This window comes from Anaeromonas frigoriresistens (assembly GCF_016820655.1).
Lineage (GTDB): Bacteria > Bacillota > Clostridia > Tissierellales > SIT17 > Anaeromonas > Anaeromonas frigoriresistens.
In genome coordinates, this window is record NZ_WSFT01000051.1 from 29,206 (window position 1) to 50,697 (window position 21,492).

Here is a 21,492-nt window from a genome sequence, read left to right on the forward strand (position 1 = left end):
CCGCCTTTTATAGTTACTTATAATAAAGCAAAATCTGCCATTAATACACCTGTAATGCTGCCATTAGAAGCTTTTACTGGCACTGACATTGCTATACAATAATTATATGAGTCAGTAGATATATATGGCTTAGATATGTATACATCTCCTTGTATAGCTTTTTTAAAATATTCTCTATGTTTAAAGTTATCATATAGATCTTCTTGATTTCCCAAATCTAATTCTTTATTATAACTTATGGAAACCGTATTTCCTTCAGAATCTAGAAGAGTTAATATTTCAAAATTCTTATTTTTATCAATAATTTGTTGCATATAAGTTTCTGATGAAGATCTGTTAAAATTCATTATAGAAGAATCTTTAGAAATGGAATTTAGTTTATCTATACCTTGATTTATTAAATCTTTTTTAGTCGAATCAATATTAAAGGATGTAACAAATGAATTTATGACAGTTTTTATATCTGATGTTTTATTGCTTAACTCTTTTAGAGAATTAAACATATCATTTATCATATTTGTTTGTTGTTCAATGGTCACTGAAGCCTCTTGAGTAGCACTAGTGTTTTGTTGAGAGGTGGCAGCTACACCCTCCATAAACTCTTTTATATTATTAATAACTTGTTGTTCTTCATTAGCTAGATTATTAATTAAATCAATAAGATTGATTGTTTCGTCTGTAGATATTACTATATTATTAAAATGATGTTTTGCATCATCTGCTATTTGGATGTCATGTTGCATGTTTTCAGAATCCGATCGAATTTCAGTAGCTATACTAGAAATTTCTTCTTTGATAGAATTTGTTAATTCTCTTATATGATTTGATGCTTGTGAAGCTTCATTTGCTAATGATTTTACTTCATTTGCTACAACAGCGAAACCTTTACCCATTTCTCCAGCCCTTGCAGCTTCTATACTAGCATTTAATGCTAATAAATTAGTATTTTCACTAATCTCATTAACAGATACTGTTATACCGCTTATTTCATTAGCTTTTTCTTCTAGACGATTGATTTTATTTACTAAATCTATACTATTATCTGTATTAATCTTAATTGTATTTAATAAAGTATTGAATATTTCCTTATTTTTATTGACAATATCTTTAGTAGATGAAGCTTTGTTTTTTGCTTCCTCGGTCTTGGTTGTAATAGTATTAAAATCTTTAATTATTTGTTCAGTGTAATCATAGGCCTGTATAATTGAGCTTGTTTGTTTTTCAGTACTACTAGCTATTTCTGTAATCACTCTAGAACTATGAGTTGATCCTTCATTTAATTTTTGAGCATTTATTGTCATGTGTTCTATAAACTCTTCTACATGGTCGGTTGATGAATTTACATTTGCTATAAATCTACGAAAGTTTTTTAATAGAACATTTAAAGTAGTACCAATACCTTTTAAAGGACCCATTTTTTTAGAGTCAAAGGTTTCTGTAAAATTACCAGTAGAAATAAGGCTGATTTTGGATTCTAAATTTTTAAGCTTTTGCTTAGATCTAACATAAAGTATAAGTGTAATTAATAGTAAAATTGAAAGTATCACTACAATATACAACATTCATTGTTTCCCCCTTTTTTTACTCAATAATTTTATACTTCTACAAAAACAACTAAATACCTTCTATTTTCTAAATATTTAGATAATAGAAGATGTAAAAAAAGAGGGCATTTAGCCCCCCTTAAATTATCTAGGTAATATAAACATTTGAGTCCAGTAAGGGTAACCCTTATCATTTTTAATATAACCCATGCCTATTTGTGTAAATTTTTCATGAAGAATGTTTTTTCTATGTCCTGGAGAGTTCATCCACGCTTTTACAACAGACTCAGGAGTTTGTTGACCAGCTGCTAAATTTTCTCCTGCAGCTGCATAACTAATACCAAAACTTTTTATCATATCAAAAGGAGAACCATAAGTAGGAGATGTATGAGAAAAATAGCTGTTATTTATCATATCTTGAGATTTATATTTTGCTATAGTAGATAAAGTAGTATTCTCAGTTAGAGGATGAAGTTCAGCCTTTTGTCTCTCTATATTTACAAGTCTTATAACTTCCTTTTCATAGGCCCTGGAACTACTTACCGGAGTAGTTGGCTTAGGTTCTGGTTTAGGTTCTGGTTTAGGTTCTGGTTTAGGTTCTGGTTTAGGTTCTGGTTTAGGTTCTGGCTTAGGCTCTGATTTAGGTTCTGGTTTAGGTTCTGGCTTAGGTTCTGGCTTAGGTTCTGGTTTTGGTTTTACTTCTGATTTAGGTTCAGGCTTTGATTCTTGTGGAGTTTCTTTTGTATTATTTTTAGTTTCAGGCTTGTCTATGTTTTCTTCAGGATTAGTAGATATTTCTTTAGAGTCAGAGTTTTCATTAGTTTCTAAGATGTTTTTTTCTTCTGATTTTGTTTCTTTATCATTTATGTCAAGAGTCTCTTTCTGAGAGATAAGTTCTTCTTTACTATCTTTATTAAGTATTCGATTTGTGAACTCTTCAAATTTTTTAGCTATATTGTCATAACTAAAGGAATCATTATCCATAAAACTTTGAGCAGATACTACAGTTAATAACGAAAGCATGATGAGTAGCCCTAATGCAATGCTAATGATTTTTTTATTCAAGTTATCACCCCTTTGATAATAATTATAGCTAAAGGAATATTGTAAAGAAAGCAGAAATTATAAAGAATCATTTATATTCTTGTAATATTATGTCATTAAAACAATAAAAAATAGCCAGCAAAGCTGACTATTTCGAAGTTTCATCAATTATTTTATTGACAACAAAGTAGCTAATTGTGGAGTAGATAATAAAGAGAAATAGTAATATAGTCCCAGAAATCTTATATTGAGTTAAATTGGTAATCATTGCACCTAGAAGTATAGCAATGATTATTGTATTAAAATTTATTTTTATTAAAAAAATTATAAAGAAAATAAAGTACCTAAAGTGATAATTATAAATAATAGAATTTGTTTATGGATATTTTTTTTATAAGTAAAGGGTAAAATAATATCAGAGGTGATTAGAATGCAAAAAGTATTATTCTTAGATAGAGATGGAGTAATTAATGATAATTCTAGAAAACATGTAAATAAACCTGAAGATTTAATCGTATATGAAAATGCAAAAGAAGCACTTAAAAAAGCTTATGATGCAGGATACTCTATCTTTGTAGTTACTAATCAAGGTGGAATAGAATTAGGTCATGTTAGTCATGAAGATATGAAAAAAATACATGAAAAAATGATAAAAGACTTAGAAGGAATATGTAAGATTAAGGATATAGAGTATTGTCCCTACTTTAAGACTAAGTCAAACTTAAGAAAACCAAATCCAGGAATGATATTAAAATTAGCTGAAAAATATAATATAAATCTGAGAGAAAGCTGGATGATAGGAGATATGGATACAGATATTGAAGCAGGATTAAAGGCAGGATGTAAGACTGGAAAAATCGGAAAGAAAAATAAATATGCATATGTAAATGGTAAAGATTTATTAGAAGTAATAAATACCATTCTTAAAAAAGAATAATAAATTCTTAAAGGTGAGAAACTAATTAAGGGTGATAAAAATGGATAAAAAAAGAAGACTCAAAGAAAAATTCGATGAAGTAACGAATGAGAAATATTTTGCTGAATTTGCTGAAGAAACTCATAGATTACCTCAAAGAAGATCACTACGAAATATTTTAGATGCCAGTTTAGAAGGAATTGATATCAATACCCAAGAAGAAGAGTTAAAAGAAGATCGGTAACGATCTTCTTCTTTTTTTGAAAAATTTCTATAATTATCAGACAAATTTAAAAATATATCGTAGTATTATTATAGAAGGAAAAAAGAGGTGAGTTATTTGGAGTATACTGATTCTGAAATTATTGATAGATGTTTAAAGGGCAATGGAGAGTATTATGAAATTTTGGTAAAAAGGTATAAAAAAAGAATTTATAATATTGCCTATAGATTTACCAATAATAATGAAGATGCATTAGATATTACACAGGAAGTCTTTATAAAAGCCTATAACTCCCTGGATAAATATGATCCTAAATTTAAATTTGTATCCTGGATTTTGAAAATAACCACAAATTATTGTTTAGATAATAAGAAAAAAAAGAGGTTGGATACTATGGATATAAATTTAGATATAGAAAATAGTGATACTGCAGCTAGTGCAGAAAATGTATTCTTGCATAAAGAAAACAAGAGAGAAATAACTGAAGCTATAAATAGGCTACCAGATAAATATAGAATACTTATTATTATGTATCATAACCAGAACCTATCTTATAAGGAGATGTCTGAGGTGCTTAATATTTCAATGACAAAAGTAAAAAATCGACTATATAGAGCCCGGAACATTTTAAAAGAGAACTTAGAAAGTGTAAAAAAGGAGGAGTCGAAATGGATTGCAAAGAAGCTTCAATGCTAATTATGAGGTCAATTGATAATGATATTAAACCTTCGGAGAGAGCCATATTAGATTCCCATATTCAAAAGTGTACTAAATGTAGCGAAGAATTTAATATGTTGAAAATGGCTTTAGATGAGATGGGAGATTTAGATATTATAGAACCTCCAGAGGATATCGAAGATATGGTTATGATGGAGATAGACAAGAAAAGATATAAATTAAGAAATAAAAAAGTCAAGAAACTTGTCTATGTACCAATCTTTATTTCCTTATTGCTTATAGGACACTATATTTATCTATCGTTTTTAGCAGATATTATTATTGAACAAGATTTTATTAGAGAAATTTTTGTATCAGTTATCGTATGGAGTACAAATATGATAATAAATTACATGCCCAATATTATAAGAGGCTTAGGTAGAATCATAGATTTATTAAATAATATACCCATATATTTTTATATATTATTTAGTATATGGATAGTTATAGCCTCTACAACTATTGTGTATGGGTGGAACAAATTATTTAGATTAAGGAGGAATTAATGTGTATAAAAAAATAAGTATATTAGTAATTTTAACATTATTAATATTTACAAGTGTGGCTTTTGCTGTTGACAATGAAATATATGGGGATAAAATATCAATTTTTGAAGATATAAATATAAGTGAAGGAACCACCTTAGGAGGAACAGTAGTATCAATTTTTGGGGATGTTAATATAGAAGGTGATATAGATGGGGATGTAGTAACTATATTTGGGTCACTTGATTTAGATGGTGAGGTAGATGGTAGTACAGTAACCATATTTGGAAACGTAGATATGTCAAGTGATGCTTTAATAACTGGAGATAAAGTGCAAATTTTTGGAAGAAGTAACGTTATATCTCCTAGAAGTCAAATTGGAGGGGGAGAAGTTAGTATTTTAGCTAATGATAATTTCGTATTTGGAAATATGATAACGGGATTTAGTGGCTTACTATTTCTTATATTCATTATAGTTTTTATTAAAGCTTTATTTGGGTTTATTGGTTCAGTGATATTTGTATTAGTAGCTCCAGAAAAAATGAATAAAATTACAGATGCTACTGTCGTAAATATACCAAGACGCTTTGGAATAGGACTATTAGTTATGATAATTTACTGGCTATTTTTAACAATTGGCTCAGCCATAATAATAGGTATTCCGGTAATTTTACTATTATTACCTCTTATGACCATTGCAGGGGTTGGAGGTAATACAGCAATTAAAATTGCTATAGGAAGAAAAGTAGGTAGTAATAGCAGTTGGACGATTATGACTCAGCTTATAGTGGGTTCATTAATATATTTATTATTAGAATTAACTTTAATAATAAAGCCTATATTGTATTTAGGTAAATTACTCGGAATAGGTGCTATTGTTGATACTAAGTTTGGTACTGTAGAATATTTTAATGATAATCAATATATTAAGAATTATCCTCCTAGGGACAATGAAAATAATAAATTATAATAGAGGAGTATAGAAATGAAGAGAATAAGCTTATTAATCATATTAATAGTATTAATATTTGCAACAGGTTGTACATTTCATTTAAATGATAGAGAAATCAATCTAACAGATGATGGAGGACTTATAATTGGTGAAGATATAGACACGGGAGATATTAAAACTTTTGGAGAGTCTTTTGATGGTAATGGATTAGAATCCGCTAAAGTTATGATAGATATTAACTCTGCGAATATAAGGATCTCCAAAAATGAAGAGGATTTATTTAGAGGAGAAGTTAAAACTAATGTAAAAGGGATAGAACCAATTTTTAAATTAGATGAGGATAAGATAATAATTAAAGATACATTTAATTATAAAGGAATTAATAAAATCTATAATAAATGGGATCTTAGATTTTCAGATAAACTCCCTTTAAACTTTGATATAAATATTAATGCAGTAAAAAATGAATTTGATTTAACGGATTTAATGGTAAAAGATTTTTCAATTAATACTAATGCATCTAATACGATTATAAGAACAAACAATAAAAACAAAGAAATTCTAGAAAACTTAGATATTGAAATGAATGCAGGAAACTTAGAAATTAGAGAATTAGGGAATATGAATGTAGAAAATATTGGAATTGAAATGAATGCTGGAAAGTTAGATTTAGATTTTGGAGAAAAAATATACAGAGATACATCAATCGAATTTGATGGGAATGTATCTGAAGTAGATATAAAAATACCAGATAATGTTGGAATTAAAATTAGTAATATAGACTCATTATCGAATATAAAGGTCAAAGATAATAAATTAAAGTCAAAGGATGGTGATTTTAAAACTAGTAATTATGAATCTTCTCCAAATAGAGTAATAATCAATCTTAAAGGAACATTATTGAATATGGAAATAAAATGAGGCAATAAATTATTGCCTCATTTTATTATTTTTTTCTAAATATTTAAACAATTTAGTTGTATAATATTTTAATAATTAATGTTTTGGGGTATAATTTAAATAATACAGAACACTTGCAAAATTCTACATAATAATATAAAATCTCTAATGTTATGTTATTAACATGATGATTTTTATTTTTAAATAAGTAGATTTAATTAACATCTAACAATCTAATGAATATTGAGCTATATTGTTTTGTTATAATTTATGAGTATATTTAAAAGTAAAATAATAATTATATATATATATGAGGAGGATTTCAATGTCAACATTATTAGAAAAAGCTAGAAAATTGAATAAAATATTACAAGATGCAGGAAATGCACCGGTAAATTTTACAACTTTAAGTCATAGTCTTAAGGATGTATTAGATTCAAATACTTATGTCATAAGTGCAAGAGGAAAGGTTATAGGTGTAAGTTTAAAGGATGATTCAGAAAATCCAATTATAACTGATCCAGAAACAGGCAGTAAGAATTTCCCATTAGAATATAATGAAAAACTTTTAAGAGTAAACTCAGTAATACATAATGTTACTGGAGATGAATTATTAGATATTTTCAGTAAAGATATTCAAAGTTATGATAAGTATGCAACTATAGTACCTCTTAAAGGTAACGGGGAAAGGGTAGGAACTTTGATTTTAGCAAGACCAAATGAGAAATTTACTGAGGATGATTTAGTTTTAGTTGAATATAGTGCAACTATTGTATCTATGGAAATTCTTAGATCTAAGAGCGAAGCAATGAAAGAAAAAACTCGTAAAAAAGCAGTAGTTCAAATGGGTATTAAGACATTATCTTATTCTGAATTAGAAGCTTTAACACATATCTTTGATGAATTAGATGGAGACGAAGGATTATTGGTAGCAAGTAAGGTTGCAGATAGAGTAGGAATAACTAGATCAGTGATTGTAAATGCTTTAAGAAAGCTAGAAAGTGCGGGGATCATAGAATCTAGATCTCTAGGTATGAAAGGAACATTTATAAAAATACTTAATGATAAACTGTTAGAAGAACTAGATAAAATGAGAAGATAAAAATATTACCGATAGTTAACTTAATATTAGCATTTAGTTAATACTCTAAGCAACATTGTATTATATAATAAAATATGAATAATGCAATGTTGTTTTGTATTATAATATTTCCCTATTGAAGCAGTCTTTTTAGACTGCTATTTTTTTGACTTTTTTTAAATTTATGATAATATATATAGGTCTATAAGTGTTTCCTTGGTCCCACTAGAAAAAAAACAAGGAGTGATGTAAATGAATATATATGGTACGAAAGAAACAGTCCCATATAACCTAAAGAAGTATTCTTTAAGAAATTATTTTTACTTTATAATATTAAAGAATAAAAAAGTCATAAAAGAAATTATGAATAAACAATATTTTCAATTAATAAAAGAGACTCTTATAGACAACTTCAGTTTTAAGAAATTTTTTAACTCTTATAAAAAATTAGTTGTGTATAGGAGGAAATAACAATGAAAAAATTCAACGCAAAAATAATAGCAAAGATAGGAATAGTTGCAGCAATTTATGTGGTATTGACGGTTGCTTTTCCATTACTTAGTTATGGGCAAGTACAATTTAGAGTATCAGAGATGTTAACTCTATTAGCTTTCTTTAATCCCATATATATTTGGGCGGTAACTATAGGTACATTTTTTGCAAATATGGCAAGTACTTTAGGGCCTATAGATATAATAGTAGGTACAATTGCAACATTTCTAGCTGTTTACCCTATGACAAAGGTTAAAAATATTTGGATCGCTTCATTATTTCCTGCTATAGCAAATGGAATAATAATAGGGCTTCAATTAAATATTTTATTTGGTCTTCCATTAATTCCAAGTATGGCTTATGTGGCTTTTGGAGAGCTAGTTGTAGTGACATTAATAGGGGTTCCTGTTATGAAAGCTTTGAAAAAAATAATTAATTTTTAATAAGACGCCTGTTTATAAACAGGCGTCTTATTTTGTAGTAAATTATCACACTCTTAGATATATATAAATAAATATAGGAAAGATCATTAGAAAGGAGTGGGGTTTTGAAAATTATAATAGATCCAGGTCATGGAGGCAAAGACACAGAAGGAGGGAGTAATTCTCACTGGTTAGAAAAAGATATGAATCTTAAGATATCTTTATATCAATATAATATTTTTAAAGAATTAGGAGTAGAAGTTGAAATAACAAGAAATGATGACACATATTTAAGCCCTGATAAAAGAACATCTATAGTAAAAGAATCAGGAGCAGAAATATGTATATCGAATCATATCAATAACTTTACTAATAGTAGTCCAAAAGGTGATGAAATTATCCATTCTATATATAGTGATGGTAAATTGGCTCAATTGATTATGGAAGAATTGGTTGGAGAAGGAGTTAATCAGAGGAAGGTATTTACAAAAAGACACCCTAAAGATCCTACCAAAGATTATTATTATATGAATAGGGAAACTGGTAATGTTGAAACTGTAATAATAGAATACGGATTTGCCTCAAATCCTGAAGATAAGAAAAAAATATTAAATAACTGGGGAAAATATGCTGCCGCAGTTGTAAGAGGTCTATTAGAATATCTTGATATTACTTATAAATCTAATTTAAGATCTAACTCTATTTTAGATGAGATGCTAGATTATAAAAAGTCATATGAGAACTTATTAAATCAAAATATCCTATTAAGAGAAAGTAATAATAAGCTCAGCAAAAAGATAAATCAAATTAGAAATATTGCTAGGATAGACTAATTATCTATTTTATATAGCAAACAATGATAATATTTAATAGAACTTAATAAAATAAAGGTTGATTTTTATAATATAAGAATTTATAATTGAGTTAAATGAATATGTGGAAGACAAACATTGGAGATATCCGAAAAGGATAACCGTAGGAGAAAAGAATTAATCTAGCTAATTGATTAATTCTGAAACTTTCAGGTCAGATACAATGTTTTGACACACCCCTGGAGAGATCCATTTTGGGCGCCGAAGAAGAAACTCATATAAAACTGAGGAAACTTTCAGGTACACGGACAGGGTGCAAGATAGCATGATTTTTTTTATGCTTTCTTGCACCTTATTTTATTGCAAAAATTAATCAATTTTACTAGGAGGGATAGTATGTTTAGTGTTATAAAAGGATTAGGATTATTAGTACTTACATTGATATTGTTTTCAGTATTTAGTTTAAAGGTAAAAAAAGGTGACAAAGCTATGTCAGGTTTAGCAGGAGCTGCAGTTGCTACTTTCCTAGTAGAAGCAGTCCATAAATATATAAGTGGTGACTTTTTAGGATTCGACTTTCTTGGAGAAGTAGGATTATCTTCAGGAAGTATGGGAGGGGTAATAGCAGTTATATTAGTTGGACTTAATATGGGTGTTAACCCAATATATGCAGCAGTTGCTGGAGCTGCAATGTCAGGGTTAGGCATACTACCAGGATTTATAGCCGGATATACAATAGGACTACTAGGCCCTCATCTAGAAAGAGTATTGCCAAAGGGATTAGATATAATATTAGGTGCATTATTAATAGCACCTTTGGCAAGGGTTATAGGAGTAGTATCTACACCATTAGTTGATAGTACCTTACTTTCAATAGGTGAAATGATACAGGTGGCTGCAACTCAATCACCTATATTAATGGGATTCTTTTTAGGTGGAATTATGAAGATAATGTGTACATCACCATTAAGCTCTATGGCATTAACTGCAATGTTAGGACTGCAAGGATTAGCTATGGGCATCGCTTCTATAGCAAGTTTTGCAGGCGCATTTACTAATGGTATTGTATTTAAAAGGTTAAAACTAGGAGAAAAGGGAAGCACTTTAGCTGTTATGTTAGAACCTTTAACTCAAGCAGATATAATTACTAAAAATCCTTTACCAATCTATATTTCTGATTTTATTGGAGGTGGATTGGGAGGAGTAGTAGCTGCTTATTTGGGAATAGTAAATAATGCTCCAGGAACAGCTTCACCAATTCCAGGGATGCTTGCTCCTTTTGGTTTCAATGCACCTTCAACTGTCATTTTAGCTCTAACTCTAGCTGCAGTAGGTGGAATAATAGGAGGGTATGTAGGCACATATATATATATAACATATAGAAAGTTAAAAAATATAAAAGCTAATAGCTCTAAGAATAATGACTTAGTATTAGAATAGATCCTTTCAGGATCTATTTTTTTAAAGATATTTATACTGAATATTAAGAAAATTACGGATATTAGTAACTCTATTGATGATTAAATCATAATATTGTAATATATAGATATAACAATATATAGTTGGAGGTGTTTATTATGAAGAGGAAATCTCATATGAGTTGGTCATGGATAATAATAGTTAGCTTCTTCTTATTATCAATAATAGATTTTAGATTTGGAATATTTGGTTTTGTATGTATGACTGCTCCAATATATCACGCATTAAGAGGGAGAGGGAAAGTTCACTGCTCTCATTATTGCCCAAGAGGATCATTCTTAGGTAAATTCTTACAAAAAATTAGTTTTAATAATAATATGCCTAAATGGATGAGAAGTAAATTAGCAAAAAATGCATTGTTAATGCTTATGATAACATTATTAACTGTATCTTTGATTCATGCTGAGGGTAATTTTAATAAAATTGCATTTAGTTTATTTAGATTCATGGGAGTTTCATTTATTGTTGGAATCATGATGGGAGTAATATTTAAACCTAGAAGCTGGTGTACTGTATGTCCTATGGGTCATGCTACTGGACTTATAAATAAAAATATGAAAAAGCCACAAAAAATCATGAAGAAAAGAACAGAATCTTCTCAAAAGAAAAAAGTATCTTAATATAAAAGGGTTCTTACTAATAGTAAGAATCCTTTTATATTGTTATAACTATGCTTATTTAAAAATATATTAGCTTTTGAATAATATAAGTTTATTATTCAAAAGCTAATATATGATTCTATAGGGAGGTGAAGTGGAATGGGGTATTTTGGATTCATATTAATAATACTTATAATTATAATTTTAGCATCAATGATAATTTTAACAAAGGGTATAAAATTTATAGATACTTTTGTAGTAATCATGACTGCATTGATGGCTTTATCCTTTGATATGATATACTGTAAACAACTTGCTACATATCATTATGTAAGTTATGATAATAGTGGTATAAATTCATTAATAGTAGGACTATTAGTATTTCCTAGTATTTGGATTATATTTATTTCTTATAAACCTAAGAGTAAAGTTAATACTATATTATATATATTATTGTGGTCAATGATCTTAACAGTGTTAGAGATATATGTGACTAAACCATATAATATAGTTCTATATCCTAAATGGGAAATCATTCCATGGTCTCCAATAGTATATGTTTTAAGCTTTGTTCTTCTTTTAGGGTATAGAAATTTTATTTACAAGAAAATTAATTGAAAGTAGTTTTTTTGGTAATGAAAAATGTTTTTATTATATATTTGTTACAAGGAGAGATAGTATGGAAAAATCAAATAAAGATACACGAGTAGTTATAGGTATGTCCGGTGGAGTAGACTCATCCGTTGCTGCTTTAGTATTAAAAGAACAAGGATATGATGTAATAGGAATATTCATGAAAAACTGGGATGAAGAAGATGAAGAGTATTGTACAGCAACTGAGGACTATGAAGATGTGAGGAGAGTTTGTCAGCAGATTGACATACCATATTATACAGTAAATTTTGAAAAGGAATATTGGGATAAGGTATTCACCTATTTTCTAGAGGAGTATCGAAATGGTAGGACACCAAACCCTGATATATTATGTAATAAAGAAATCAAATTCAAAGCATTTTTAGATCATGCATTAAAACTAGGAGCAGATTATATTGCAACAGGTCATTATGCGAATATAAAATATTTTGACGGTGAATACCATCTCATAAGAGGAAAAGATAGAAATAAAGATCAATCATATTTTCTATGCCAATTAAATCAATACCAGCTATCAAAATCTATGTTTCCTATTGGAGATATTGACAAACCAAAGGTAAGAGAAATTGCAAGAAAATATAATTTAGAAACAGCTAACAAAAAAGATAGTACTGGAATTTGCTTTATAGGAGAAAGAGATTTTGATGAATTTTTGAATAATTATCTTCCAGCTAAACCTGGAGAAATTAAAAGTATTGAGGGAGAAGTTTTAGGGGAACATAATGGCTTAATGTATTATACAAAAGGACAAAGAAAAGGACTAGGGATAGGAGGCGTGGGAACTGGTGAACCTTGGTTTGTCGCTTATAAAGATTTGGAAAAAAACATATTATATGTAGCACAAGGATCTAAAAATCCTGCATTATATTCGGAAGCATTAGAGGCAGTAGATATAAATTGGATTAGTGAGAAAAATCCTAAAGAAGAATTCAAATGTAGTGCTAAATTCAGATATAGACAAAGGGATCAAGGGGTAACTGTAATTCCTACGGGAGAAAATACAGCAAAGGTAATATTTAATGAAAAACAAAAGGCTATAACAGAAGGTCAAGGAGTAGTCTTCTACCATGATGAAATATGCTTGGGAGGAGGCACAATAAATAAAGTAATTGATAAGCTATAATAAATTACAGTATTGTTATTTGGGTGTCATACAATTATATTGTATAATATAAGATGTAATAAGTAATAAATTATGAAAGGATGTTAAATATGAGTGGAGTTTTAAGAGATATAAAACCATCAAAAGTATTTTATTATTTTGAAGAATTATCAAAAATACCTAGATGCTCTGGAGATGAAAAGAATGTAAGTAATTACTTAGTATCTTTTGCAAAAGAAAATAATTTAGAGGTTATTCAAGATGAAGCACTAAATGTTATTATCAAGAAACCTGGAACTAAAGGGTATGAAAGTTCACCTACAGTTATTCTTCAAGGGCATATGGATATGGTATGTGAAAAAAATAAAGGAACAGAGCATGATTTTTGTTCAGAACCTTTAGATTTAAGAATAGATGGAGACTTTGTTAAGGCCACAGGGACTACTTTAGGAGCAGATAATGGTATAGCTGTCGCATATGCTATGGCAATTTTAGGATCTGATGATATTCCTCATCCACCATTAGAAGTTTTAATCACTTCTGAAGAAGAAACAGGAATGGGCGGAGCTAATAAAGTACATAAAGAAAATCTTCTTGGTAAAATTCTTATCAATATTGATTCAGAAGAAGAAGGAGTATTGTTAGTTAGTTGCGCTGGAGGAGTAAGAAATAAAATTAAACTACCTATTGAATGGGAAAATATTGATAGAGGAACTAATCCTTATATATTAACAGTTAGAGGTCTTAGAGGTGGACACTCTGGTATGGAGATTAATAAACAGAGAGGAAATTCAAATAAAATTCTTGGAAGAATATTATTTGATTTAAATGAGAGTTTCGATATATCTGTTTATGAAGTTAACGGTGGAGCAAAAATGAATGCAATACCTAGAGAAGCAGATGCTAAAATTATTTTTAATAGTAATGAATTTGAAAATATAAATAGTAAAATAGAAGAATGGAATGATATTCTTACAAATGAATTAAAATCTGTTGATCCAGATATTAAAATAGCATTGACTGAAATGGATGAAAAGCCTAATAAGATTTTTTCAAAAGATACAGTGAATAAATTGATAACCCTCTACAGATTGATTCCAAATGGAATTCAGAGTATGAGTATGGATATAGAAGGGTTAGTACAGAGTTCTACCAATATTGGAGTCGTAACTACGTTTGACAAACAAATTGTATTTGAAAGTGCAATAAGAAGTTCTGTTAGAACATTAAAGCAAGAAATATTAAATAGACAAAAGGCATTAGCTGATATAATAGGAGCTGAGATGACACCTGAAGCAGATTATCCTGAGTGGCAGTATGATCCAAACTCTTATATAAGAGGAGTATTTGTTGAATCTTATAAAGATATGTTTGGAAATGAACCGGAAATATCTGCAATTCATGCTGGATTGGAATGTGGCTTGTTTAAAGAGAAGTTAGGGGATGTAGATATGATATCCTTTGGACCAAATATGTATGATGTGCACACTCCAGAAGAAGCTTTAAGCATAAGTTCTACTGAAAGAATGTGGAATTACTTAGTATCTGTATTAGAAAGAATAAAATAATTTATCATAAAAAAAAGCGAGGAATGCGAATATTCCTCGCTTTTTTGTAAATATTTAATGTATATTAATATTAAAGACTTTATTCTTTTTAATAAATATAATAATATGTAATTAATACCTATACTCAATGGGTAAAATAATTATTGAGTAATTTAAATATAAAGGAGAGTATATAATGAATAAAGATAATTGTTGTAATGATAAAAATGAAGATCAAAACTGTGGGTGTGAAGGACATGACCATGAGCATGAGCATGGATGTGGATGTGGAGGACATGATCACGACCATGAGCAATTAGAAATGATAGAACTTACTTTAGATGATGAAACGGTTATAAATTGCTATGTAGTAGGTATATTTGAAGTAGATGACAAAGAATATATTGCATTACTTCCTGAAAATGATGAAAGAGTATTATTATATGAATATAATGAGAATGAAGGAGTAATTGAGCTTAAAACTATAGAAGAAGATGAAGAGTTTGAGATAGTATCAGAAGCATATTATGAATTATTTAATAATGAAGAGGAAGAAGAGGAATAAGTCTAAGGAGTGATTAGGTGACTAGGGAGCTAGATTTTGCTACAAGTTTATTAGATTTTATATATGAAAGTCCTACCCAATTTCATGCGGTTGATAGTTTAAAAAAGATACTATTGGAAAAAGGATTTAAAGAGTTGAAGTCAAAGGAAAGATGGAATGTAGAGAAGGGTGGAAAATACTTTACTACCAAAAATGATTCAGCATTAGTAGCTTTTCAATTAGGTAGTGGAGAAATTGAAGAAAAAGGATTTAAAATAATAGGAGCCCATACAGATACTCCTACATTTAGAATTAAACCAAATCCTGAAATGGTTGAAGGAGATACTTATTTAAGGCTTAATACTGAAGTTTATGGTGGACCAATATTAAATACATGGTTAGATAGACCCTTATCAATAGCAGGTAGAGTTTCAATAGAGAATAGTGATATATTAAACCCTAAAATTCAATTATTGAATATAAATAAACCTGTATTAATAATACCTAACATAGCAATTCATATGAATAAAAAAGTAAACCAAGGTATAGAGCTAAATAAACAGCAACATACTCTACCATTAGCTTCTATAATAACTGAAGAGTTTGAAAAGAACAATTATTTAGTAAATATAATTGCTAAAGAGTTAAATATAAAACCAGAGAGCATTATAGACTTTGATTTATTTTTATATGAGTATAATAAAGGAAATATCATAGGATTTAATAATGAGTTTATTTCTACTGGTAAGCTTGACGATTTAGCTATGGTGCATGCAGGGATAAATTCATTAATAGAGGCACCTATTACTGAAGGGACTAGTGTAATGGCATGCTTTGATAACGAAGAAATAGGAAGTAGAACAAAGCAAGGAGCAGCTTCTCCTATGCTAAAAAATATTTTAGAGAGAATTGTATTAGCACAAAATAAAAATAGAGAATCATTTATGATGGCTTTGGATAATTCTTTTATTATATCAGCAGACATGGCTCATGCTTTACATCCTAATTATTCAGATAAACATGATCCTACAAATAAACCTGTATTAAATGGTGGACCGGTTATAAAAATAAATGCTAATCAATCATATACCACAGATAGTGATTCTGGCGCTGTATATGAGATGATATGTAGAAAGGCAGGTATACCATATCAAAAATTCGTTAACAGATCTGACGAAAGAGGAGGTTCAACAATAGGACCTATATCTTCAAGCCAATTAGATATAAGATCTATTGATATTGGTGGACCTATGCTAGGAATGCACTCAATTAGAGAACTGTGTGGAGTAAAAGATCATTATTATATAAAAAAATCATTTGATCAATTTTATAAACTATAGGGGTAGCATTTATGCTACCCTAATTTTTTAAACAGAAGGAGAGATAATATGCCTCACAAATTTGATCCAAAACACAAGGAAAAACTTGATTCCGAAAAAAGAAGAGAAATTTTTAAGCCTAATGAAATCTTAAATAAATTATTATTACAAAAAGGATATGATGTAGCTGATATTGGTTGTGGGACTGGTTTTTTCTCCATTCCTGCAGCAAAGATAATAGGAGAAAATAATAAAGTATATGCATCAGATATTTCAGAGGAAATGTTAGATGTAGTAAAGGAAAAAATCGAAAAAGAAAATATAAATAATATTGAATTAATAAAGGGAACAGAATATGATTCGCCAGTAGGAGAAGTAGATTATATAATATTGTCTAATATTTTCCATGAGGTTGCAGATAAAGATAAATTTTTAAAAAATTATTTAGCATACTTACGTAATAATGGGTTAATTTCATTTATAGAATGGAAAAAGAAGGATACAGAAGAAGGCCCTCCTTATAAAGATAGATTAGATAGTGAAGAATTGATTAGTATTGTTGAAGAAAAAGGGTTAGTAGTAGTAGATAAGATAGATATTAATGAAACCCATTATGGGTTAGTTGTTAGAAAGATTTAGAGGTAGAATTATGGATTATAAACTTGTTGCAATAGATTTAGATGGTACATTACTTACAGATGATAAAGAAATAAGTAAAGATAATTTAGATACCCTTAGAAGTTTAATAGATAAAGGTATTGAAGTGATAATTGCTACTGGTAGGAGATATTGGTCAGCAAAAAAACTTATAGAGAATCTAAATATGAATATTATTATAATCTCAAATAATGGGAATATTGTACGAAGAGTTAAGGATGATAAAATATTAATAGAAAAATATTTGGATTTAAAAGACTTTAATATGTTATTAAGGGAAGGTAAAAAATTAAATTTACATCCAATCCTTCACACTAATAGCTATGAAAAAGGATGGGATTTTGTTGTAGAATACGATATTAATGATAAGAGATATAAGAATTATATTAGTTCTGAAGAAAAAAGATATAAAAGGATTAGAAATTTTATAGACTATGAAGATGATAAAATACTAGTAGCTTGTTATTTAGATGAATATAAAAAACTAGATAGTTTTATAAAGGAGATAGAAAATAAATATCCAAATAAATTTTCTTATCATATAATGAGAAATCTTAATAAATCAGGACCTATACTAGAAGTCATGAACCCTTTAGGCTCAAAATGGAATAGCATAATGGAGTATGCTAATGAAAAGGATATTATGGATAAAGAAATAATTACAATTGGTGATGATAATAATGATGTAGAAATGTTAAAAGAATCAGGCTTAGGAATAGCTATGAAAAATGGATGTAATGAAGCTAAACAGTCCTCAGATATTATTTCAAGTAGAGATAATAATAACTCTGGAGTTGCCTTTGAGTTAAAAAGAATATTTGACATTTAATAAGTCATAATAATAGGACCTATTAAATATATTTTAATAAGAAGGTAATTAAGGGGGAGGTCCTATGTCAATAATAAATGCATTATCAGTAGTATTAATTCTGATAGGAGCTGTTAATTGGGGTCTGGTTGGATTACTGAATTTTAACCTAGTAGAATTTCTATTTAAGAAAAACTCACTTATTTCACGATTAATCTATACTTTAGTTGGTATAGCAGGAGTATATACAATTTTATATTTAATATTTTAAGGAGCTATATAGCTCCTTAAAATATTGAAAAAAATAATATAATAATATATTATATATATTTAGAGGGTCTAAATATATATAATGGAGGATATGATGAAAAAACAAAATGAATATTTACCTGTTTTTGCAGGATTAACTGTTTCTATAATCTTTGGATTTTCCTTTCTGTTTACTAAGATAGGACTTAATGAGATAAATAATGATGTTTTTTATATGTTATCTTTGAGATTTCTTGTTGCTGCAATAGCATTAACAGTATTAAATATTATTGGGAAATTAAAAGTTGATTTCAAAGGCAAAAAAATACATATATTATTTTTATTATCATTTTTTCAACCTATTGCGTACTTTATATTTGAAACTATTGGAATAAAATATACATCTTCCTCTGAGGCAGGGATGATGATAGCTCTTATTCCAGTTATAGTTACTATATTGGCTTTTATATTTTTAAATGAAAGACCAAAGTTAGTACAAGTTGTATTCGTTCTTCTTTCAGTCTGTGGAGTAATTTTTATCAATATAATGAAAGGTGAGATTAACGGTAACATAATTGGGGTATTGTTTCTATTAGGTGCTGTTCTTTCGGCAGGATTCTATAATATATTATCAAGAAAATCCTCATTGAGCTTTAAGCCTGTAGAGATTACCTTTGTAATGATGTGGGTGGGAGCTATAATATTTAATATGATATCGATAATAAAATTTTCAATAAATGGAGATATTAATCAATATTTGTTACCTTTAAGAAATGTGAAATTTATAATATCAATATTATACTTAGGGATTTTATCCTCTGTAATAGCTTTTTTTATGCTGAATTATATGCTATCAAAGCTAGAAGCATCAAAATCGGCTGTTTTTACGAATTTAACTACTATAGTTTCCATTATAGCTGGTGTGATAATATTAAATGAATCTTTTTATTGGTACCATTATATTGGTGGAATTATGATAATCATAGGAGTTTGGGGTACTAATTATTATGGCAAGAGTCGTAAACTAAATAAGAACAGAACTATGAGACAGTAATAAAATTAGACAGATGACATCATATCTGATATCATTGACAATGAATCTATTATAAAGGAGAGTTTTAAATGGATAATAAAGTATTAGCAGTAGTTGAAGGAAGAGAGATAACAGAACAAGATTTACAACAATTACTACAGAGCTTAGGTCCACAACAAGCTATGCAATTTAATTCTGAAGAAGGAAGACAAAGGTTATTAGAAGAGCTAATCAACCAAGAATTATTCTATCTTGATGCAAAAGATAAAAATATGGATGAAGAAGCTGAGTTTAAAATTGAATTAGAAAGAGCAAAAGCAAGTCTTTTAAAGCAATATGCTATGAGAGCTTTATTAAGTGATGCAGATGTAACAGAGAAAGAAGTTACAGAATACTATAATAATAATAAAGAAATGTTTAAAGAAGGCGAGCAAGCTAGCGCTAAACATATTCTTGTTGATGATAAAGAAAAAGCAGAAGAAATCAAAAAAGAGTTAAATGAAGGACTTAGTTTTGAAGAAGCTGCTAAAAAATATTCAAGCTGTCCATCAAAAGAAAAGGGTGGAGACTTAGGGTATTTCACTAAAGGAAGAATGGTTCCTGAGTTTGAAGAAGCAGCATTCAATATGAATGTTGGAGAAATTAGTGATCCAGTAAAAACTCAATTTGGATACCATATAATAAAACTAGAAGATAAAAAAGATGAAAAACAATTAGTTTTAGATGAGGTAAGAGATCAAATTAAGCAACAATTAATAGGAATGAAGCAAAATGATCTTTATTTAAATAAGACTAGTGAATTAAAAGGAAAATATAATATAGAAACAAAATAAGTGAAATGGCTAAGCCATTTCACTTATTTTTTATTCATTGTCTATAATGCTTCCATCATTTCTATGTTGTACTAAATCTATTCCACCTAAAACAATATGAGCTAGACCAAAACCCACTATGCCCCAAGCTAAATTTTTTCTAGTACTTCTTTTAGACATTAAACCAGCTGTAGTAACTACAGCACCCAATGCAGTAGGAATAGTTCCTTCTTTGACAGTCATTTAATTACCTCCTTTTAAAAGAGTATATTAGTATTTTAACCAATAAGTTATTAAATAATAATAGGTTAAATTAGGAATAATACAAATATATAAGAAATGGTTAATTGAATTATTTGTGGGTAATATCAATAGATATAATAAATATTATGAGGTGATTTTATGGAAGAAAAAAAACCTGTTATAGGAGAAAAAGCTCTAAGTTTTAGCCTAGAATCTACTAATGGTGAAAAAACTTCACTAGAAGATTTTAAAGAAGATAAAAATGTTATATTATTTTTTTATCCAAAGGATAACACTCCTGGCTGAATAACTGAAGCCTCTGAGTTCAGAGATCATTATAACGAAATAATTAAGTATAATTTTGAAGTACTGGGAATAAGTAAAGATAGCATTAAAAGTCATAATAGATTTAAAGAAAAATTTAACTTACCTTTTGAATTGTTGAGTGATCCAAATAGAGAAATACATAAATTATACAATGTTTTAAAGCCCAAAAAAATGTTTGGAAAAGAAGTTATAGGGACAGTAAGATCAACATTTATTATTGATAAAGAAGGAGTTTTAATTAAAGAATTTAGAAATGTTAAAGCTAAAGGACATGGTGAAGAAGTACTAGAATATATTAAAAGTATGTAAATATAAATTAAGGACAAAACCTTTTAAAAGGTTTTGTCCTTAATTTATGCTTTTATGAAGGGTTTTTATTTTTTTAATAGATATAACATATGATAAAAAATAATTCATATAAACAATAGTTATATAGTAGAATATACTAGCAACATATGATATAATAGGAATAGGTGATGATATGAATAACAATGTAAGTTACGGAAGAGGTTATGTTTACTCAATCCAATA

The 21,492-nt window shown here is 28.4% G+C and carries 25 protein-coding genes and 1 riboswitch; of the genes, 22 read left to right on the forward strand and 3 right to left on the reverse strand.

Translation table 11 applies throughout. The annotated features are described in order from the left end of the window. Nucleotides 1-17: 17 nt before the first annotated feature. Together GOQ27_RS13750 and GOQ27_RS13755 are read right to left on the reverse strand one after the other, a co-directional pair. On the reverse strand, nucleotides 18-1,562 hold the full coding sequence (locus GOQ27_RS13750) for a methyl-accepting chemotaxis protein (protein WP_203367453.1): 1,545 nt from the start codon (nucleotides 1,560-1,562) through the stop codon (nucleotides 18-20). Between the two features lie 126 nt (nucleotides 1,563-1,688). Further along, entirely contained in the window at nucleotides 1,689-2,609 is a 921-nt protein-coding gene (locus GOQ27_RS13755) for a CAP domain-containing protein (RefSeq protein ID WP_252187855.1), read from the reverse strand. Nucleotides 2,610-3,018: 409 nt separating this feature from the next. Between GOQ27_RS13755 and GOQ27_RS13760 the strand changes: the two genes are divergently transcribed. From GOQ27_RS13760 to GOQ27_RS13860, 21 genes are all read left to right on the forward strand, one after another. Next, entirely contained in the window at nucleotides 3,019-3,525 is a 507-nt protein-coding gene (locus GOQ27_RS13760; protein ID WP_203367454.1) for a D-glycero-alpha-D-manno-heptose-1,7-bisphosphate 7-phosphatase, read from the forward strand. A 40-nt stretch (nucleotides 3,526-3,565) separates the two neighbouring features. Beyond that, nucleotides 3,566-3,748, forward strand: a complete 183-nt coding sequence (locus tag GOQ27_RS13765; RefSeq protein WP_203367455.1) for a hypothetical protein — start codon at nucleotides 3,566-3,568, stop codon at nucleotides 3,746-3,748. A gap of 96 nt (nucleotides 3,749-3,844) precedes the next feature. After that, nucleotides 3,845-4,423, forward strand: a complete 579-nt coding sequence (locus GOQ27_RS13770) for an RNA polymerase sigma factor (RefSeq protein WP_203367456.1) — start codon at nucleotides 3,845-3,847, stop codon at nucleotides 4,421-4,423. Further along, a complete protein-coding gene (locus GOQ27_RS13775; protein ID WP_203367457.1) occupies nucleotides 4,396-4,950 on the forward strand; it encodes an anti-sigma factor family protein in 555 nt (184 codons plus the stop codon). Before GOQ27_RS13770 ends, GOQ27_RS13775 begins: the two co-directional genes overlap by 28 nt. A 1-nt stretch (nucleotide 4,951) precedes the next feature. Then, on the forward strand, nucleotides 4,952-5,899 hold the full coding sequence (locus tag GOQ27_RS13780) for a hypothetical protein (RefSeq protein WP_203367458.1): 948 nt from the start codon (nucleotides 4,952-4,954) through the stop codon (nucleotides 5,897-5,899). 15 nt (nucleotides 5,900-5,914) lie between these two features. Further along, nucleotides 5,915-6,802 (forward strand): toast rack family protein, encoded by an 888-nt coding sequence (locus GOQ27_RS13785; RefSeq protein ID WP_203367459.1) that lies wholly within the window; start codon nucleotides 5,915-5,917, stop codon nucleotides 6,800-6,802. Nucleotides 6,803-7,106: 304 nt separating this feature from the next. Then, nucleotides 7,107-7,883, forward strand: a complete 777-nt coding sequence (gene codY / locus GOQ27_RS13790) for a GTP-sensing pleiotropic transcriptional regulator CodY (RefSeq protein ID WP_203367460.1) — start codon at nucleotides 7,107-7,109, stop codon at nucleotides 7,881-7,883. Nucleotides 7,884-8,335: 452 nt separating this feature from the next. Continuing rightward, complete coding sequence (locus tag GOQ27_RS13795; protein WP_203367461.1) at nucleotides 8,336-8,797, forward strand: QueT transporter family protein; 462 nt, start codon at nucleotides 8,336-8,338, stop codon at nucleotides 8,795-8,797. Nucleotides 8,798-8,901: 104 nt separating this feature from the next. Next, nucleotides 8,902-9,609 (forward strand): N-acetylmuramoyl-L-alanine amidase family protein, encoded by a 708-nt coding sequence (locus GOQ27_RS13800; protein WP_203367462.1) that lies wholly within the window; start codon nucleotides 8,902-8,904, stop codon nucleotides 9,607-9,609. A 208-nt stretch (nucleotides 9,610-9,817) separates the two neighbouring features. Continuing rightward, a riboswitch (glycine riboswitch) is annotated at nucleotides 9,818-9,909 on the forward strand. 75 nt (nucleotides 9,910-9,984) lie between these two features. Then, complete coding sequence (locus GOQ27_RS13805) at nucleotides 9,985-11,028, forward strand: PTS sugar transporter subunit IIC (protein ID WP_203367463.1); 1,044 nt, start codon at nucleotides 9,985-9,987, stop codon at nucleotides 11,026-11,028. Nucleotides 11,029-11,165: 137 nt separating this feature from the next. Further along, on the forward strand, nucleotides 11,166-11,687 hold the full coding sequence (locus tag GOQ27_RS13810) for a 4Fe-4S binding protein (protein WP_203367464.1): 522 nt from the start codon (nucleotides 11,166-11,168) through the stop codon (nucleotides 11,685-11,687). A 138-nt stretch (nucleotides 11,688-11,825) separates the two neighbouring features. Continuing rightward, nucleotides 11,826-12,284 (forward strand): hypothetical protein, encoded by a 459-nt coding sequence (locus GOQ27_RS13815; protein ID WP_203367465.1) that lies wholly within the window; start codon nucleotides 11,826-11,828, stop codon nucleotides 12,282-12,284. Nucleotides 12,285-12,345: 61 nt separating this feature from the next. Further along, nucleotides 12,346-13,443: a tRNA 2-thiouridine(34) synthase MnmA gene (gene mnmA, locus GOQ27_RS13820; protein WP_203367466.1), complete on the forward strand. Its 1,098-nt coding sequence runs from the start codon at nucleotides 12,346-12,348 to the stop codon at nucleotides 13,441-13,443. A gap of 89 nt (nucleotides 13,444-13,532) precedes the next feature. After that, nucleotides 13,533-14,990, forward strand: a complete 1,458-nt coding sequence (locus tag GOQ27_RS13825) for an aminoacyl-histidine dipeptidase (protein WP_203367467.1) — start codon at nucleotides 13,533-13,535, stop codon at nucleotides 14,988-14,990. A gap of 175 nt (nucleotides 14,991-15,165) precedes the next feature. Beyond that, a complete protein-coding gene (locus tag GOQ27_RS13830) occupies nucleotides 15,166-15,534 on the forward strand; it encodes a DUF1292 domain-containing protein (protein WP_252187856.1) in 369 nt (122 codons plus the stop codon). Between the two features lie 17 nt (nucleotides 15,535-15,551). Further along, nucleotides 15,552-16,853, forward strand: coding sequence for a M18 family aminopeptidase (locus GOQ27_RS13835; RefSeq protein WP_203367468.1), 1,302 nt, complete (start codon nucleotides 15,552-15,554; stop codon nucleotides 16,851-16,853). Between the two features lie 48 nt (nucleotides 16,854-16,901). Next, complete coding sequence (locus GOQ27_RS13840) at nucleotides 16,902-17,471, forward strand: class I SAM-dependent methyltransferase (protein ID WP_203367469.1); 570 nt, start codon at nucleotides 16,902-16,904, stop codon at nucleotides 17,469-17,471. Nucleotides 17,472-17,481: 10 nt separating this feature from the next. After that, a complete protein-coding gene (locus GOQ27_RS13845; RefSeq protein WP_203367470.1) occupies nucleotides 17,482-18,318 on the forward strand; it encodes a Cof-type HAD-IIB family hydrolase in 837 nt (278 codons plus the stop codon). Between the two features lie 64 nt (nucleotides 18,319-18,382). Continuing rightward, nucleotides 18,383-18,568 carry a DUF378 domain-containing protein gene (locus GOQ27_RS13850; protein ID WP_203367471.1) on the forward strand — a complete coding sequence of 62 codons (186 nt, stop codon included), beginning with the start codon at nucleotides 18,383-18,385 and terminating at the stop codon, nucleotides 18,566-18,568. Nucleotides 18,569-18,661: 93 nt separating this feature from the next. After that, on the forward strand, nucleotides 18,662-19,600 hold the full coding sequence (locus GOQ27_RS13855; RefSeq protein WP_203367472.1) for a DMT family transporter: 939 nt from the start codon (nucleotides 18,662-18,664) through the stop codon (nucleotides 19,598-19,600). Between the two features lie 68 nt (nucleotides 19,601-19,668). Beyond that, nucleotides 19,669-20,412 carry a peptidylprolyl isomerase gene (locus GOQ27_RS13860; protein WP_203367473.1) on the forward strand — a complete coding sequence of 248 codons (744 nt, stop codon included), beginning with the start codon at nucleotides 19,669-19,671 and terminating at the stop codon, nucleotides 20,410-20,412. A 30-nt stretch (nucleotides 20,413-20,442) separates the two neighbouring features. Here GOQ27_RS13860 and GOQ27_RS13865 read toward each other — a convergent pair whose 3' ends face one another. After that, on the reverse strand, nucleotides 20,443-20,634 hold the full coding sequence (locus GOQ27_RS13865; RefSeq protein ID WP_203367474.1) for an asparagine synthase: 192 nt from the start codon (nucleotides 20,632-20,634) through the stop codon (nucleotides 20,443-20,445). 159 nt (nucleotides 20,635-20,793) lie between these two features. Here GOQ27_RS13865 and GOQ27_RS13870 point away from each other — a divergent pair, with 159 nt between their 5' ends. After that, nucleotides 20,794-21,270: a peroxiredoxin gene (locus tag GOQ27_RS13870; protein WP_203367475.1), complete on the forward strand. Its 477-nt coding sequence runs from the start codon at nucleotides 20,794-20,796 to the stop codon at nucleotides 21,268-21,270. Nucleotides 21,271-21,492 lie beyond the last annotated feature (222 nt).

Bases quoted from the DNA above. Each gene is read 5' to 3' on its own strand.
- GOQ27_RS13805 (WP_203367463.1), top strand. From the start codon at position 9,985: ATGTTTAGTGTTATAAAAGGATTAGGATTATTAGTACTTACATTGATA.
- GOQ27_RS13830 (WP_252187856.1), top strand. From the start codon at position 15,166: ATGAATAAAGATAATTGTTGTAATGATAAAAATGAAGATCAAAACTGT.
- GOQ27_RS13760 (WP_203367454.1), top strand. From the start codon at position 3,019: ATGCAAAAAGTATTATTCTTAGATAGAGATGGAGTAATTAATGATAAT.
- GOQ27_RS13855 (WP_203367472.1), top strand. From the start codon at position 18,662: ATGAAAAAACAAAATGAATATTTACCTGTTTTTGCAGGATTAACTGTT.
- GOQ27_RS13795 (WP_203367461.1), top strand. From the start codon at position 8,336: ATGAAAAAATTCAACGCAAAAATAATAGCAAAGATAGGAATAGTTGCA.
- GOQ27_RS13810 (WP_203367464.1), top strand. From the start codon at position 11,166: ATGAAGAGGAAATCTCATATGAGTTGGTCATGGATAATAATAGTTAGC.
- GOQ27_RS13775 (WP_203367457.1), top strand. From the start codon at position 4,396: ATGGATTGCAAAGAAGCTTCAATGCTAATTATGAGGTCAATTGATAAT.
- GOQ27_RS13750 (WP_203367453.1), bottom strand. From the start codon at position 1,562: ATGTTGTATATTGTAGTGATACTTTCAATTTTACTATTAATTACACTT.
- GOQ27_RS13845 (WP_203367470.1), top strand. From the start codon at position 17,482: ATGGATTATAAACTTGTTGCAATAGATTTAGATGGTACATTACTTACA.
- GOQ27_RS13850 (WP_203367471.1), top strand. From the start codon at position 18,383: ATGTCAATAATAAATGCATTATCAGTAGTATTAATTCTGATAGGAGCT.
- GOQ27_RS13825 (WP_203367467.1), top strand. From the start codon at position 13,533: ATGAGTGGAGTTTTAAGAGATATAAAACCATCAAAAGTATTTTATTAT.
- GOQ27_RS13765 (WP_203367455.1), top strand. From the start codon at position 3,566: ATGGATAAAAAAAGAAGACTCAAAGAAAAATTCGATGAAGTAACGAAT.
- GOQ27_RS13815 (WP_203367465.1), top strand. From the start codon at position 11,826: ATGGGGTATTTTGGATTCATATTAATAATACTTATAATTATAATTTTA.
- mnmA (WP_203367466.1), top strand. From the start codon at position 12,346: ATGGAAAAATCAAATAAAGATACACGAGTAGTTATAGGTATGTCCGGT.
- GOQ27_RS13785 (WP_203367459.1), top strand. From the start codon at position 5,915: ATGAAGAGAATAAGCTTATTAATCATATTAATAGTATTAATATTTGCA.
- GOQ27_RS13840 (WP_203367469.1), top strand. From the start codon at position 16,902: ATGCCTCACAAATTTGATCCAAAACACAAGGAAAAACTTGATTCCGAA.
- GOQ27_RS13860 (WP_203367473.1), top strand. From the start codon at position 19,669: ATGGATAATAAAGTATTAGCAGTAGTTGAAGGAAGAGAGATAACAGAA.
- GOQ27_RS13865 (WP_203367474.1), bottom strand. From the start codon at position 20,634: ATGACTGTCAAAGAAGGAACTATTCCTACTGCATTGGGTGCTGTAGTT.
- codY (WP_203367460.1), top strand. From the start codon at position 7,107: ATGTCAACATTATTAGAAAAAGCTAGAAAATTGAATAAAATATTACAA.